The sequence below is a fragment of the Paenibacillus gorillae genome, assembly GCF_000513275.1.
GTDB lineage: Bacteria > Bacillota > Bacilli > Paenibacillales > Paenibacillaceae > Pristimantibacillus > Pristimantibacillus gorillae.
In genome coordinates, this window is sequence record NZ_CBVJ010000011.1 from 22,107 (window position 1) to 37,370 (window position 15,264).

Genomic DNA, 15,264 nt, shown 5'->3' on the forward strand with positions numbered 1-15,264 from the left:
ATCGACTATTAATGGAAAGAAGCCGTCCGCCGGCGTTTATCGGCGGCGGTATTTTTTTGCAACAAATTCGTGTTCTATGGTATAGTTTCGTAAGATAGCAGGAGAATGCAAAGGGGTCAAGCGCTTATGTTCGAGAGGCTGTTGCCGCACATGCGTGTGAATACGGTTTATGATATTCAATTAGATGAGTTGTACGCGAAAGGCGTTCGCGGTATTATTACCGATCTGGACAACACGTTGGTCGGAGCCCGTGAAGCGCTCGCTACGCCTGAACTGGTCAAATGGCTGGACGGCGTTCGCGACCGGGGCTTTAAAGTGGTTATCGTATCGAATAATAATGAGACTAGAGTGTCGAGGTTTGCCAAACCGCTCGACATTCCGTATATTCATGCCGCCCGCAAGCCGGCGAATAAATCTTTCCGCAAGGCGCTCGCTGTATTGGGGCTGCCCGCAGAGAAGACGGTTGTACTGGGCGACCAGATGCTGACAGACGTGCTGGGCGGCAACCGGATGGGATTGTATACGATTCTTGTAACGCCAATTGCTCCTGCTGATGAAGGAATCATGACCCGGGTAAACCGCCGGATCGAACGCATCGCGTTGTCGAGATTGCGGAAGAAAGGGTTATGGTATGAGGGGGAGACGAAGTAATGAAGGAATTGGATAGCGGAATTGTGCTGTCATGTGCTGGCTGCGGAGTAAGCTTGCAGTCAGAGAGTCAGGAAGAGGCAGGTTATTTGCCGGAGTCTGCATTGAAGCGGGAGCCGGTCATTTGCCAGCGCTGCTTCCGTATACGCAATTATAATGAAGCATCTTCTATTGTAGTGGATCAGGATGATTTCCTGCGCCTGCTTGGAAGCATCGGCACGACGGACAGCCTGGTTGTCCATATCGTCGATTTGTATGATTTCGAAGGCAGCCTGATTTCCGGCCTGCAGCGTTTTGTCGGCAATAATCCGGTGCTGCTCGTTGTCAATAAAGTAGATTTGCTGCCGAAATCGATGAATTTGAACCGGATTCGCAACTGGGTGCAGCAGCAGGCCAAAGCCGAGGGCTTGCGTACAGTCGATATCGTGCTTTGCAGCGCGAAGCGCAACATCGGCTTTGATCATGTCATCGAAGCGCTGGAGCGTCACCGCAAAGGGCGCGACGTCTATGTCGTAGGTGCGACCAACGTCGGCAAGTCTACGCTGATTAACCGGCTCATTCGCGATTACAGCGACTTGGAACGCGAGCTGACGACGTCCCGTTACCCGGGTACGACGCTGGATGCGGTTCATATTCCGCTGGATGACGACAAGGATATTATCGATACGCCAGGAATCGTCTACGCTTCCCGGATGACAGAAATTGTTCCGCGCAGCTTCTTGCAGTCGCTGCTGCCTGACAAGCCGATTAAGCCGCTTGTGTATCAATTGAACGATAAGCAGACGCTGTTCATCAGCAGCCTCGTTCGCTTCGACTTCGTCGAAGGAGAGCGTCAATCGTTTACGCTCTATATGTCGAATGCGCTGAATGTCCACCGGACGAAGCTTGAGCGGGCAGACGAGCTCTACAAGGAGCACCGCGGAGAGCTGCTGGGAGCACCCTCCCGCGAAGAGCTTGACGAAATGCCGGCTTGGACTCGGCATTCACTGCGTGTTCCGCGTGGCGCAAAGAAAGATATTTTCATCGCTGGCCTCGGCTGGATTCAGGCGAACGGAACGACAGGCGCTATCGTCGATCTATATGCCCCTAAGGGCATTAAAGTGATGATGAGAGATTCGCTTATCTAATAGAAGAGGGGGAGCGGACATGAGTCTATCGGCGCTCAGCAAGGAGACGGCAGGCCATGTAATTGACAGCCATACCGTGCTTTACGGCGTCATCGGCGATCCGATCCGCCATTCCAAATCGCCGATCATGATGAACCGGGCGTTCCGGGAAACGGGTGTTAACGGCGTGTACGCTGCCTATCATATTACATCCGATAAGCTTGCTGATTTTATCGCAGGTGTACGGGCAATGGGCATCAGGGGAGTCAATGTGACGATTCCCCACAAGCTGGATATTATGAAGCATATGGATGCCATCGACCCCGGCGCGGAAGCGATCGGAGCGGTTAATACGATTGTGAATGACAACGGCAAGCTGACTGGCTACAATACGGACGGTATCGGCTATGTCCGATCGTTAAAGGAAGAAGCGGAACCGGCTATTGTCGGAAAGCGGATCGTCGTGATTGGAGCAGGCGGGGCATCGCGTGGAATCGTCTACGCTTTGGCAGGAGAGAAGCCTGTAAGCATAACGATTGCAAATCGTACGGAGGATCGTGCCCGTGAGCTGGCGGGGAGCTTCGGCAGCTTGGCTGAGCTTCGGGCTGTAACGTATGACGGATTGCCGGAAGCTTGCCGAGATGCGGATATCGTCATCAATACGACTTCTGTCGGCATGCACCCTCATACAGATGCAAGTCCGGTGGAGGCTGGCTGGCTGAAGCAAGGCGCGGTTGCAAGCGACTTGATCTACAATCCGCTCAAGACGAAATTTCTTCAAGAAGCGGAGCAAGCAGGCTGCCGTATTCACGGCGGGCTGGGCATGTTTATTTATCAGGGCGCTTACGCCTTCGAATATTGGACAGGACAGACCGCGCCGGTTGCCGCAATGCGGGAAACGGTGCTGGCCTCGCTTATTTAATCGTTAGAAGCAGAAAGTGCGAAAAAAGAAGGAGCATAACTATCATGTTGACAGGCAAACAGAAACGTCATTTGCGCGCATTGGCGCATCATTTGCAGCCGATTTTTCAGGTGGGCAAAGGCGGTACGAACGAGCAGCTCGTTCGTCATATTGAAGAAGCAATCGAAGTGCGCGAGCTTATTAAATTGTCGGTGTTGAACAATTGCATGGACGATCCGCGGGAGATCGGCGCTGAGGTTGCAGAAGCATCGGGAGCCGAGCTGGTACAGGTCATCGGCAAAACGATTGTGCTGTATAAACGTTCGAGTGATGAGAAGTACCGGAAGATTGAGCTGCCGTCACCGAAACGCTAACAGGAGCAGGCATTGCTTCTGGTACATGTACGGAGAGGAGAAGCTAGATCAGCATGGGCAAAATTGGTATCATGGGCGGCACCTTTGACCCCATTCACATCGGTCATCTCATAGCGGCGGAAACGGCGCTTGACCGATGCGGTTTGGGCGAGATATGGTTCATTCCGTCTTTCAAGCCTCCGCTTAAAGACCGGCAGCCGGGTGTCGACAGCGATATCCGCTATCAGATGGTAGCGGATGCGATACAAGACAATTCGGCATTCCGTGTTGTTGACCTGGAGCTTCGCAGAGGCGGAATGAGCTATTCAGTGGATACGGCGCTGGAGCTGTCCCGTCTGCATCCTGAGCATGCCTTCTCCTATATTATAGGTTCCGACCGGATCAACGATTTGCCGCAATGGCATCGTGTGGAGGAACTGGTCTCGCTCGTGTCCTTCATTGGGCTGGAGCGGGAAGGGACGCCGGCAGAGCCGGACAGCCTGCCCGCTTATATCCGGAGCAAGCTGAGCATCATTGCTATGCCGGCAATCGGCATCTCTTCAACCGATATCCGCAACCGGGTACGGCTCGGCCAGTCGATCCGTTACAGGGTTCCGGAATCCGTCCGGCAGTGTATCGAGGGGAGAGCTTTATATGAATCGTGAGCAGATGATCGCATCCGTCAAATCGCAAATGCCCGAACGCCGCTGGCTTCATACCGAAGGGGTGATGAAGACGGCCGTTCTGCTGGCTGAGCGTTATGGAGAAGATCCGGGCAAAGCAGAGCTTGCCGCTATATTGCATGACGTGGCGAAATACTGGCCCATTGCAAAAATGGAACAAATCATTCGCGAGCAGAAGCTTAATGGGATGCTGCTCCTTTATGATAAAGAATTGTGGCATGCCGAGGTTGGCGCTTGGGTCGCCGAACAGGAATACGGTGTAACCGATATTGGGGTGCTGGATGCCATTCGCTACCATACGTCGGGCCGTATCGGCATGACGAAGCTGGATAAGATCGTCTGCCTTGCCGACTATATGGAGCCGGGCCGGGATTTTCCGGGCGTAGAGTCTATTCGCGAGTTAAGCGGGCAAAGCTTGGAGCAGGCGTTGATCGCGGGATTTGATAGTACGATTTCGTTTCTGGTTGCCAAGGGCAAGCGGATATTCCCGCTAACGGTAGATGCCCGCAATGATTTAATCGAACAGCAAAAAACAGGAGGTTGAGCAATGACGGTACATTCAGACGAATTGCTGCAAGTGACGGTTACGGCCGCAGAAGACAAGAAAGCGATGCGCATTGTCGCATTGAATTTGAAAGAAATTTCGCTAGTGGCTGACTATTTTGTCATTTGTCACGGTAATTCAGATACGCAAGTTCAAGCAATTGCAACGGAAATTAAAAAACAAGCGGATATGCGCGGGGTTAAGGTGCGCGGCATGGAAGGAATGGACTCGGCAAGATGGGTGCTGATCGACCTTGGCGATGTCATCGTTCATGTGTTCCATCGCGACGAGCGCGAATACTATAACATCGAGCGTCTGTGGTCAGATGCGAAGGTAGTGGAGTTCGCATGAGCTGGATTGCCGGTACGTATCAAACGTTAAGGGTGGCACGTGAAGTGTCGCCCTATGGTTATTTTTTGACCGATGGGGAGAACGAGGTGCTGATGCACTACACGGAGCTCGTCGGCAAAAAGCCGAAGCTGGGCGATGAAGTGGAAGTATTCTTGTTCTTCGATACCGAGGACCGGATTTCCGCTACGATGAAGCGCCCATTGCTGACATTAGGAGAGATGGCCCGTTTGAAGGTGGCGGATGTGCATCCGCGGCTGGGCTGCTTTCTGGAAATTGGACTAGGCCGTCAATTGCTGCTTCCGCTCTCCGAGCTGTCAGAAAAAGTTGAATACCGGCCGCTTCCCGGCGACGAGGTGCATGTTATTCTCGGCCACGACAAGGCAGGCAGGCTGCTGGCTACGCTGGCGGGAGAAGATGAGCTTGGTCCGTTAGTATTCGAGGCACCGCAAGCTTGGCGCAACCAGTGGGTAGAAGGCTGGGTAACGAAATCGCTGCAGATGGGCTCCTTTGTACTGATTGATGGAGGCGTTGTCGGCTTTGGCGTATTCGGGATGATACCGAGCTCGGAGCGGACAAGACCGTTGCGCCTTGGCGAGCGGGTAGCGGGCCGGGTTACGTTCATTCGCGAGGATGGCCGTGTCAATCTGTCGATGGCCAAGCTCAAGCAGGAAGGCCGGCTGGAGGATGCCGACCGTATCCTCGCTTACTTGAAGGAACGCCCTGGCGGCGGCATGCCTTATTCGGATGAATCGCCGGCAGATGCGATTAAGCAAAAGTTCCAAATCAGCAAATCGGCGTTCAAACGGGCGCTTGGCAAGCTGATGCGGGAGGGCGCGATTACACAAAAGGGCAGCTGGACGTATTTGGCGGAAGAAGCATCTTCGGAAGCCGGGGGCGCGAATGAGTCCGGGGCACAGGCTACGGACAGCACTACGGGCACGGACACTGGCCATAGCGCAGATCATTCGGAGGAATAGTGCTATGGATTCGTACGGACAGTTTGCTTCGGTCTATGACCGGCTGATGGTGGATATGCCTTACGCGCAGTGGCTGCAATTTGCCGAAAGCTGCTGGCAGCGCTACGGTGTTCCGGAATCGGTCGTCGATCTCGGCTGCGGAACAGGCAGTATTGCGGTGCCGCTCGCGCTGTCAGGCAAGCGAGTATACGGAATTGATTTATCCGCCGATATGCTCGCCGTTGCACGCAGCAAATGGGACGAGCTTCCCGCGCGCAGCGGCTCGGCCGTATGGCTGCAGCAGGATATGCGCGACTGGCGGCTTCTGGAGCCGGCAGATTGTGTGTTGTCCTTCTGCGATTGCATGAATTACTTAACCGAGGAAGCTGACGTTGAAGCGGCCTTCCGGGCCGCTTACGACGGATTGAAGGGTGACGGCGGCTTGTTCCTGTTCGATGTGCATCCACCGGCTCTCCTTCGCCGATATGCGGACGAGCAGCCGTTCATTCTGGATGAGGATGATATTGCCTACATCTGGACTTCTGAGCTGGATGAAGAACGCTGCGAAATTGAGCATCATTTGACGATCTTTGCGCAGGAGCGCGGAGAGCGGTTCCGCCGGTTTGAGGAGCTGCATAGGCAGCGTGCCTACGATCCGGCTTGGATCGAGTCCGCTTTGCGGCGGGCTGGCTTCGAGACCGTGGACCGCTACGCTGATTTCGAGCTGAAGCCGGCTGGCGAGGGCTCCGAACGGCTATTCTTTGCAGCTGTGAAACGTTAGAATAAAGTGAAAAAGGTGTCGCACAAGTATAGCTTGTGTGACACCTTTTTTGGCTTCATTCAAAAAAATTGTTGATGACGAGAAGGAATTTGACGACCGTTTTCTAAGCGCTTGGAAGCCTCTTCTCAGGGTACGGGTTTGCTCGGCGAAGCTTTGTGCGGAGGAACGAAGCAACGCCTGCAGCGGGGCTCGTAGCTCTCCTTGTCGCCGATTAAAAAGACAGGTCCAAGAGCTGCCGGTTTGCCGTTTACGACACGTTGGGTAAAAGCGGCTTCGCCGCTGCCGCATACCGCGCAATAAGCGTGCAGCTTGATAATCTCATCGGCAACCGCGAGCAGTTCGCCGATCGCTCCGAACGCTTTACCCCGGTAATCCATGTTAAGTCCGGCGGCAATGACATGCTTGCCTTCGCTTGCGAGTGTGCCGATCAAATCGGTGATCGGCTCGTCGAAAAACTGCACCTCGTCAAAGGCGACGACATTGATCGCTGTCGTATCTTCTATAACTTTGGCGGCCGCACTCGGAGTCAGCTGGCGCGGCAGGCTGGCAGCCGGCAGCCGGTAACCCATCCGGCTCACGATTTCCGTTTCGCTGAAGCGGGTATCCTCCGCAGGCTTGTAGACCGCCACGCTCATCCGCCCGAATTGCTGAAGCTTCTGGCAGCGGCGAATCAATTCACCTGTTTTCTCGGAAAACATCGGGCCGGTAATAACGGTGATGAGGCCTCGTTCCATCATTGGGCAGCATCTCCTCTGTGCATCTGTTGTAGCATTCCGTATACCTTCTGTCATACTATGCTGTAGGTTGTATTATTTTAGCTGAAGTTTGCAAATAGAGCTAATGCCGTCGTCTGGCGCGGACGGCGGTTCATCTTCCTATGAGTCGGTCTCCACACTTCTCCAGCATCTCGCAAGGCCCCTCGTTCTATTCCCTGAGAGCATCTTTCAAGCGGCTGTTCATCCCGTCGCCGAGTGAAGATCCGCGTGCGGCTGCAAGCCGCAGCTTTTTCAATTCTTGCTTCAACCGATCGTTATCCTTGATCAGCGCATCGATGGCCGGAAGCATTCCGGGAACCGTATATCCTGCGTCCAAAAACAGCTTTTCGATCGCTTCGCGCAGCTGTTTGGCCGATAATTGCTCGCTCATTTTCACCCTCCAAAATAGCAATAAACTGTCACTATCACATCATATCCTCATCTGTTAAAATAGTCGAGTGCCCGAAATAGAGATGATTAAATTTTCTCCATAAATTTCATTGACTAGACCTATATATTGATGTAGAATCAAAAACATCGACTAGATATTGAGTATATGAGTCGATACTACACCAAGATGTCTACTAGCGCATTTGACGGTTGTTGCAGTCAGAAGCGCTTTTCTATTGCTATAATTCAGCGAAGGAGAGAGAGAAAAACATGCTGGTTGTCTATGATTCTCGTACAGGCAATGTCAAGCGTTTTATCAACAAGCTGAATATGCGGGCTGTGCCGATTGAGGAGCAAAGCGAAGTGGATGAACCATTCGTTTTGATCACCTACACAACGGGATTTGGACAAGTGCCGGAGCGGGTCATGTCGTTCCTTAAGCAAAATTCTGACCATTTGTGCGGTGTGTCTGCCAGCGGCAACCGAAATTGGGGAAACGGGTTCGCGAAGAGCGCGGATACGATCTCGGAAATGTTCGGCGTGCCTGTTGTATCGAAATTTGAATTATCCGGAACAAATCAAGATATGGAATACTTTGTCGAAAGGGTGCGGACCATTGAAACATATCGAACTGAACAACGAGCTCATGCAGCGGGGAGCGGACGGCTTCTATCAATTGGATAAAGATAAAGAGGCGGTAGCCGCTTTTATGGAGGAAGTCGACAGCAAGAGCATGAAGTTTGGCTCGCTGCGCGAAAAGCTTGATTATTTAATAGAGAATGATTATTACGAGAATGTATTCGAGGATTATACATATGAGCAAGTGGAAGCGGTATTTACGCTAGCGGAAAACAACGGCTTCCAGTTTGAATCCTATATGGCGATCTCGAAGTTCTATAAAGACTACGCAATGAAGTCCAACAACAAATCGCAATATCTGGAGAAATACTCCGATCGCGTAGCCATTGTTGCCCTTCACCTTGGTGAAGGCGATGCGGACAGAGCGCTTCGCATTGCGGAAGCGATGATCGAGCAGCGGCTGCAGCCGGCGACGCCGACGTTCCTGAACGCAGGCAAAAGCCGCCGCGGTGAAATGGTATCCTGCTTCCTGCTGGAGATGGATGACTCCTTGAACTCCATCAACTATGTGCTGGGCACTTGTATGCAGCTGTCCAAAATCGGCGGCGGCGTTGCCGTCAACCTGTCGAAGCTGCGCGGCCGCGGCGAATCGATCAAAGGTGTCGAAGGTGCAGCGAAAGGCGTTATGCCGGTACTGAAACTGATGGAGGACGCGTTCTCCTACGCCGACCAAATGGGTCAGCGCAAAGGCTCCGGCGCCGGATACTACAACATTTTCGGCTGGGATATCATTGAGTTCCTGGATTGTAAAAAAATTAACGCCGACGAGAAATCGCGTATCAAAACGCTGTCCATCGGCCTGATTATTCCGAATAAATTCTATGAACTGGCTGCACAGAATAAGCCATTGTATGTATTTGGACCACATTCCGTTCATATGGCCTACGGCAAGCATCTGGACGATATGGATATGGATGAAATGTACGAAGAACTGCTCGCTAACGACCGCGTTGTGAAAAAAGTGGTCATGAACGCGCGCGACATGATGACGAAGATTGCTTCGATTCAATTAGAATCGGGTTACCCATACATTATGAATAAATCGAACGCGAACCGCGTTCATGCGCTGAAGGATATCGGCGGCATCAAAATGTCGAACCTGTGTACGGAAATTTTCCAAGTGCAAGAAACCTCGACGATTAACGATTACGGCTTCGACGATGTGATTAAGCGCGACATCAGCTGCAACCTGGCTTCGCTTAACATCGTGAACGTGATGGAGCATAAAAAAATTAAGGAATCGGTTCATGTCGGCATCGAAGCGTTGACGACGGTCAGCGACCTGTCTGCAATTGACAACGCACCGGGCGTTCGCAAAGCGAATGAAGAGCTTCATTCCGTCGGCCTTGGCGCGATGAACCTGAACGGCTACCTGGCGAAAAACAAAATCGCTTACGAAAGCGATGAAGCGAAAGATTTCGCAAGCACGTTCTTCATGATGATGAACTACTATTCCATCGAACAAAGTATGGAAATCGCGAAGGAACGCGGCCAGACATTCAAAGATTTCGACCGTTCTGAATATGCAAAAGGCACGTACTTCGACCGTTATGTGGAGACGGATTTCCGTCCGAAACTGGACCGCGTGAAAGAACTGTTCCAAGGCATGGAAATTCCATCGCCGGAAGACTGGGCAGCGCTGAAAGAAAAAGTGCAAAAGCACGGTCTTTACCATGCTTACCGTCTGGCAATCGCGCCAACGCAAAGCATTTCGTACATCCAAAATGCAACGTCGAGCGTTATGCCAATTGTCGAGCATATTGAGACTCGTACGTATGCGAACTCGACGACTTACTATCCAATGCCGTTCCTGTCGCAGGAGAATTACTTCTATTACAAATCGGCATACAACATTGATCAATTCAAGCTTATCGACCTGATCTGGGAAATTCAGCAGCACGTTGACCAAGGTATTTCGACGGTTCTGCACGTGAATAGCAATGTAACGACTCGTGAATTGGCGCGCTTCTATATTTATGCTGCGCAAAAAGGTCTCAAATCGCTCTATTATACAAGAACGAAGCGTCTTTCCGTTGAGGAATGCACAAGCTGCGCCGTATAATTCAAAGGCACTCATAACGATTTCCGTTTATATATTCAATGCAAAACGGGCTGCGCGCCGTCTTGGCCGCGCAGGCCGTTTATGCTTGCAAAGGAGCAATTTTGACGATGAAAGCAGTAAACTGGAACCGTCCAGACGATGATTTTACATTAACCTTCTGGCAACAGAACGTCATGCAGTTCTGGACGGATGATGAAATTCCGTTGTCCGATGATAAAATGGACTGGATGGATATGAGCGAAACCGAGCGTACCGTCTATAAGAACGTGCTGGGCGGACTGACGCTTCTCGATACGATTCAAGGCGGCATCGGCATGCCGAAAATTTTGGAGCATGTTGAAGGTCTGCAGCGCAAAGCGGTATTGGCTTTCATGTCGATGATGGAGCAAATCCATGCGAAATCGTACAGCAGCATTTTCACGACGCTGGCTTCTTCGGAAGAGATTGACGCGATTTTCAACTGGGTGGAAACGAACGAGCAGCTGCAGAAAAAAGCGAACCTCATCTCTTCGTGGTACCATGGCATTGAGACGAAGCAGCAGCTCTACAAAGCGATGGCAGCTTCCGTATTCCTGGAAAGCTACTTGTTCTACAGCGGTTTCTTCTATCCGCTTTATTTGGCTGGACAAGGTAAAATGACGAGCAGCGGCGAGATCATCGACTTGATCCTTCGCGACGAAAGCATCCACGGCTTGTACGTAGGCACGCTTGCGCAAGAGCTTTATCAAGAGTTCAGTGCAGAAGAGCAGGCGCAGCTGAAGGAAGAGCTTTATGAGCTCTTGCAGACGCTGTATGACAATGAAGCGGTATACACAGACGACCTGTACAGCCCGATCGGCCTGCAGGACGAAGTGAAAGCCTATGTCCGCTATAATGCCAACAAAGCGCTGATGAATCTGGGCTTCGAGCCTCATTTCCCAGAGGAGCCGGTCAACCCGATCGTCTTCAATGGCATCAGCACACATACGAAGCAGCATGACTTCTTCTCGAAAAAAGGCAACGGCTACGTTCGTACCGTTCACGTTGAGCAATTGAAGGATGACGACTTCGTATTCAACTTCTAAATCTATTTGGAATAATAGCAATCGGCGCGCGTATGCGGCCGGTTGCTTTTTTTGTCGCTCTGCTGGGAGGGGTGAACAGCGAAATCGAGGGAGGAATGCGCATTCGGCTGAGCATTCCTTCTCATCATTTAGCGAAGCAGACTCGCTGTATAACGAAGCTGGATTCGCTGCAGAGCGGGATTTGGAGCGGGTGTCCAGCATTAGCGAACCTAATTTCGCTGTTCGTGAATCTAGGTTCATGAGAAGCGGAGCTAGGTTCACTAACGGCTTTGTTTATTGACGAGAATGCGGGATTAGCGCAAGCCATTACGCTAAATTGCGAAGCTGATTCGCTGGCGTTCGAGGCCCATTTTACAAGAAAAAGACTATGCCAACGTATAGAACGCGTGATAAACTAGGTAGGATATGTAGTTCAGTTAGAAGAAGTGTAGCTTCTTATTCCTTTGCAGGATAAATGGAAAGAATAACAATATACAAGTATGGCCAGCGAGGATCCGTTCCATGGGCATCCTCTTTTTTATTCGCAAAGGAGACGAGTGAAACAATGATTCCGATCTATATTGTGGATGCCTTTTCCGATACGGCGTTTCGCGGCAACCCGGCAGCGGTTTGCTTGCTGGAGAAGCCCGCAGATGAGAAATGGATGCAGCAGGTCGCGGCGGAAATGAATTTATCAGAGACGGCGTTTGTTGCGCAAACAACTGATGGATATGAGCTGCGCTGGTTTACACCGGCCGCAGAGGTCGCGTTATGCGGTCATGCGACACTTGCCGCCGCTTTTGCATTATGGGAGTCGGGAAGGCTGCAGCCTTCCGAACAGGCAGCTTTTAAGACAAAAAGTGGTTTGCTGACCGTCGTTAAGGGGTCGGAGGGCAGCGGGGGATGGATGAGGATGGACTTCCCGGCAGAGCCGCCCGTGCCAGTGCAAGCGCCGGAAGCGCTCATTCAAGGTTTAGGTCTTATTCCTCGCTATACCGGGAAAAACCGCTTCGACTACGTTGTAGAAGTCGACAGTGAACGGACCGTTCGCGAGCTGAAGCCGGACTGGCAGCTGCTTGGCAGCCTGGATGGAAGAGGCGTCATTATTACGGCAAAAGCGAATAGCGGAAGCCATTGCGATTTTGTCTCACGGGCTTTTTTTCCGAAACTCGGGGTAAATGAAGATCCGGTTACAGGCTCGGCGCATTGTGCTCTAGCCCCGTACTGGAGCAGACGGCTTCGTAAGGAGCAGTTGACCGGCTACCAGGCCTCCGCTAGAGGCGGCTATGTAGGGACGGAATTAAGCGGGGACAGAGTGCTGCTATCTGGACAGGCTGTTATGGTACTTCAAGGACAATTAGCGGAAGGGACTGGACAATAATGATGAAGCTGAAGCTGGAAAGAGAACAGAGGGAAGCGCTTGTTGGGCGTGTGCAAAGCTTTTTCGAGCTGGAGCGTGACGAGTCGATTGGCTCGATTGCGGCGGAGCAATTGCTTGATTATATGCTGGCTGAGCTTGGACCCTACGTGTACAATCAGGCGATAAGCGATGCGCGCAAGACCGTCGCGGAACGCTTGCAAAGCGTAGAAGACGAGCTGTATGCATTGGAGCAAAGCGTCTCCGTCAAGCGCACACGAGGAAGATAACGGCAGAAGGAGGCAGCAAGTCTTGGGATATGAAATTATTTTATTCGATGCAGACGATACGTTATTTGATTACCCGAGGGCCGAGGAGCATGCACTTTCCAGCGTTTTCCGGCATATTGGCATTGAAGAGTCTCAGGCTAGGGCTGAGGAAACGGATAGCTACACCTTCAGATATAAGCAGATAAACGGCGGTCTATGGAAGGAGCTGGAGCAAGGACACGTAACGACCAGTGAGCTGAAGGTTGAGCGGTTTAGACGATTGTTTGAAGGCGATGCCGCCGTGACGATTAACGCAGATGAGATTAGCGATCGTTATCTGGGCTTTTTGGGAGAAGGCCATTTTCTATTTGATGGCGCAGAGGCGGTCATTCGCAACCTGGCGAAGCATTTTCGGCTGGCGATCATTACGAACGGCTACAAGGATGTTCAGCTGTCTCGAATCGCTCGTTCAGGGCTGGCGGATTGCTTTGAGCAGGTCATCATTTCAGAGGAAGCCGGCTATCAGAAGCCGCATACCGGTATTTTTGACTATGCCTTCGAAAAGCTTGGACATCATGATCGCAGTAAAATGCTTATCGTAGGCGATTCGTTAACTTCCGATATGCAAGGCGGTCTCAATATCGGCATCGATACATGCTGGTACAACCCGGCTGGCAAGCCCAACGGCACCGATGTGAAGCCGAAGTACGAGATTCGATCGCTTGATGAGCTGTATGGAATTGTTGAGCCGCACACCGAAGTTTGATTAATGAAGGAGAGTTATTGAATCATGGGGAAAATAAAAACCGTTTTGTTCGATCTGGACGGAACTTTGACCGACCCGAAGCTGGGCATTACGAGCGGAGTTCAGTACGCTTTATCGAAATTTGATATACATGTAGACAACCTAGATTTGCTGGAGCCTTTTATCGGCCCGCCGCTGACGGAGACCTTTCAAGAGCTGTATGGACTGTCAGAGGAGCAATCGCAGCAGGGGATCGCGTATTACCGGGAATATTTCGCTGATCGGGGTATGTATGAGAATGAGTTGTATCCCGGCATGCATGAGCTGCTGGGCGGGCTGAAGGAGAGAGGCGTTATTGTGTGTATGGCGACGTCCAAACCGACTTTTTTTGCGGAGAAAATTGCTGATTATTTCGAGATTAGCCGTTATTTCGATTTTGTCGGCGGCAGCAACTTGGACAATACGCGGACCGATAAAGGGGAAGTAATTCAGCATGTGCTGGAGACGCAGGGCATTGATCCTTCCGACACGATTATGATCGGCGACCGGAAGCATGATGTGATCGGCGCGCGCAAAAACAGTATCCCTACAATTGCAGTAGGTTACGGGTACGGCAAGGATGAGGAGCTGCGGCTTTCGGAGCCGGCCTACAGAGCAGCGACGGTTGAGGAGCTGGCGGCACTTTTGCGGGAATTGACGGTTTAATATTAATTGCACATTGCATGTTGCACATTACGCATTGCATGTTGCACATTGCAAATTGCAAGTTGAAAAGGTCTAAAACCGGCCTTCTCAACTTGCAATTTTACTTGCGGCTTCGCTAGAACCTCTCCTGTGGTTGTTTTTATTTGAATTTCCTCTTAGGTAGTTCTCTCTAGTTCTTTTCTCATTGGAGTATGAGTTTTACCGTGCTTTACCGCTTCATCCCCTTTTTTCAGCAAACCTCATCTATTGACTAGCTAATTCACCTTTTACTCTCCCTTAGCCCTCTCTAATTGAGGAACAAAATGCAAAAGTGCATTTTGATGAGCCTCAAAACGCCCCAAACAGCGATCAAAATGTAAAAGTGCATTTGAAATCGTTCAAATTCGCCCAAAAGACGCTTTTTAGGCCAATCCACCTGCACTTTTACATTTTGATGCGATAAATCGCTCGAAAAACGAGAAACAAAATGTACTATTGCATTTTGATTCAGTTGCAACCGCCTACAGCAGTAAACCTCAACTCATAAAAGGACTCATAAAAACCTGAGCGAAACTGGATCGTTAATACGCGAGTGAAAATTTCTAATGATCGTGCATACAGCTTTTGTTCTTGCTGATCGTGAATGCCACTTACCTTCTCTAACAGCAAATTAGAGAGGAACGAGGTCATTTCGCATTTGGGTAAGCGGAGCGTTTTGAGTTTGGGCTGATTTTTTGCAGATTCTATCCATTTTTCATCGGGAAAGCGATGCGGAAATGGAATCAAGAATAGCAGCACGAACCAAAACGCGCAGCGAGCCCAGGGCTGGGAACTGGAGCATGCAGCCCGAAAAAGCCCTTTTAAGGGGCTTTTTTTCGTTTTTGCCCATTGAATTGGCGAAATGATCATCGCTGAGAAGACAAATCGGAATCGTTTTTTACGTTTTGCTCATATCGGGAGTATCGCTGCGGTTGCTATTCTGTGGAGGAGATGCATC

Annotated in this window: 18 protein-coding genes; 16 read left to right on the forward strand and 2 right to left on the reverse strand. The window is 51.1% G+C overall.

The genetic code is table 11. The features are described 5' to 3' along the window. Window positions 1-126 precede the first annotated feature (126 nt). Genes TY10_RS00475 through TY10_RS00515 form a run of 9 tightly spaced genes read left to right on the forward strand, consistent with a single transcriptional unit; the run spans window position 127 to window position 6,323 of the window. On the forward strand, window positions 127-651 hold the full coding sequence (locus TY10_RS00475) for a YqeG family HAD IIIA-type phosphatase (RefSeq protein ID WP_042159428.1): 525 nt from the start codon (window positions 127-129) through the stop codon (window positions 649-651). Further along, complete coding sequence (gene yqeH, locus TY10_RS00480; protein ID WP_042159430.1) at window positions 651-1,775, forward strand: ribosome biogenesis GTPase YqeH; 1,125 nt, start codon at window positions 651-653, stop codon at window positions 1,773-1,775. Before TY10_RS00475 ends, yqeH begins: the two co-directional genes overlap by 1 nt. 19 nt (window positions 1,776-1,794) lie before the next feature. Further along, window positions 1,795-2,676, forward strand: coding sequence for a shikimate dehydrogenase (gene aroE / locus TY10_RS00485; RefSeq protein WP_042159433.1), 882 nt, complete (start codon window positions 1,795-1,797; stop codon window positions 2,674-2,676). Window positions 2,677-2,720: 44 nt separating this feature from the next. Continuing rightward, window positions 2,721-3,029 (forward strand): ribosome assembly RNA-binding protein YhbY, encoded by a 309-nt coding sequence (gene yhbY, locus TY10_RS00490; protein ID WP_042159436.1) that lies wholly within the window; start codon window positions 2,721-2,723, stop codon window positions 3,027-3,029. A gap of 53 nt (window positions 3,030-3,082) precedes the next feature. Beyond that, window positions 3,083-3,673 carry a nicotinate-nucleotide adenylyltransferase gene (nadD, locus tag TY10_RS00495; RefSeq protein WP_042159438.1) on the forward strand — a complete coding sequence of 197 codons (591 nt, stop codon included), beginning with the start codon at window positions 3,083-3,085 and terminating at the stop codon, window positions 3,671-3,673. Continuing rightward, a complete protein-coding gene (gene yqeK / locus TY10_RS00500; RefSeq protein WP_042159441.1) occupies window positions 3,663-4,235 on the forward strand; it encodes a bis(5'-nucleosyl)-tetraphosphatase (symmetrical) YqeK in 573 nt (190 codons plus the stop codon). The genes nadD and yqeK overlap by 11 nt, the downstream gene beginning before the upstream one ends. Window positions 4,236-4,238: 3 nt before the next feature. Then, on the forward strand, window positions 4,239-4,586 hold the full coding sequence (rsfS, locus tag TY10_RS00505) for a ribosome silencing factor (protein ID WP_042159443.1): 348 nt from the start codon (window positions 4,239-4,241) through the stop codon (window positions 4,584-4,586). Further along, complete coding sequence (locus tag TY10_RS00510) at window positions 4,583-5,563, forward strand: CvfB family protein (RefSeq protein WP_042159445.1); 981 nt, start codon at window positions 4,583-4,585, stop codon at window positions 5,561-5,563. The genes rsfS and TY10_RS00510 overlap by 4 nt, the downstream gene beginning before the upstream one ends. 4 nt (window positions 5,564-5,567) lie before the next feature. Further along, entirely contained in the window at window positions 5,568-6,323 is a 756-nt protein-coding gene (locus TY10_RS00515; protein WP_042159447.1) for a class I SAM-dependent DNA methyltransferase, read from the forward strand. Between the two features lie 125 nt (window positions 6,324-6,448). Here the strand turns inward: TY10_RS00515 and TY10_RS00520 are convergent, their stop codons facing one another. Beyond that, window positions 6,449-7,057 (reverse strand): thymidine kinase, encoded by a 609-nt coding sequence (locus tag TY10_RS00520; protein WP_042159515.1) that lies wholly within the window; start codon window positions 7,055-7,057, stop codon window positions 6,449-6,451. 190 nt (window positions 7,058-7,247) lie between these two features. Beyond that, complete coding sequence (locus tag TY10_RS00525) at window positions 7,248-7,469, reverse strand: hypothetical protein (RefSeq protein WP_042159449.1); 222 nt, start codon at window positions 7,467-7,469, stop codon at window positions 7,248-7,250. A 269-nt stretch (window positions 7,470-7,738) separates the two neighbouring features. On the opposite strand from TY10_RS00525, the gene nrdI reads away from it, so the two are divergent. From nrdI to TY10_RS00565, 7 genes are all read left to right on the forward strand, one after another. Next, window positions 7,739-8,152, forward strand: a complete 414-nt coding sequence (gene nrdI / locus TY10_RS00530; RefSeq protein WP_042159452.1) for a class Ib ribonucleoside-diphosphate reductase assembly flavoprotein NrdI — start codon at window positions 7,739-7,741, stop codon at window positions 8,150-8,152. Beyond that, window positions 8,085-10,169, forward strand: coding sequence for a class 1b ribonucleoside-diphosphate reductase subunit alpha (gene nrdE, locus TY10_RS00535; RefSeq protein WP_042159455.1), 2,085 nt, complete (start codon window positions 8,085-8,087; stop codon window positions 10,167-10,169). Before nrdI ends, nrdE begins: the two co-directional genes overlap by 68 nt. Window positions 10,170-10,276: 107 nt before the next feature. After that, window positions 10,277-11,233: a class 1b ribonucleoside-diphosphate reductase subunit beta gene (nrdF, locus tag TY10_RS00540; RefSeq protein ID WP_042159517.1), complete on the forward strand. Its 957-nt coding sequence runs from the start codon at window positions 10,277-10,279 to the stop codon at window positions 11,231-11,233. 544 nt (window positions 11,234-11,777) lie between these two features. Further along, window positions 11,778-12,593: a PhzF family phenazine biosynthesis protein gene (locus TY10_RS00550; RefSeq protein WP_042159460.1), complete on the forward strand. Its 816-nt coding sequence runs from the start codon at window positions 11,778-11,780 to the stop codon at window positions 12,591-12,593. Next, window positions 12,593-12,859 carry a DUF2164 domain-containing protein gene (locus TY10_RS00555; protein WP_042159463.1) on the forward strand — a complete coding sequence of 89 codons (267 nt, stop codon included), beginning with the start codon at window positions 12,593-12,595 and terminating at the stop codon, window positions 12,857-12,859. The genes TY10_RS00550 and TY10_RS00555 overlap by 1 nt, the downstream gene beginning before the upstream one ends. A gap of 22 nt (window positions 12,860-12,881) precedes the next feature. Next, entirely contained in the window at window positions 12,882-13,604 is a 723-nt protein-coding gene (locus TY10_RS00560) for a YjjG family noncanonical pyrimidine nucleotidase (protein ID WP_042159466.1), read from the forward strand. Between the two features lie 24 nt (window positions 13,605-13,628). Beyond that, on the forward strand, window positions 13,629-14,288 hold the full coding sequence (locus TY10_RS00565; protein ID WP_042159469.1) for an HAD family hydrolase: 660 nt from the start codon (window positions 13,629-13,631) through the stop codon (window positions 14,286-14,288). Window positions 14,289-15,264 lie beyond the last annotated feature (976 nt).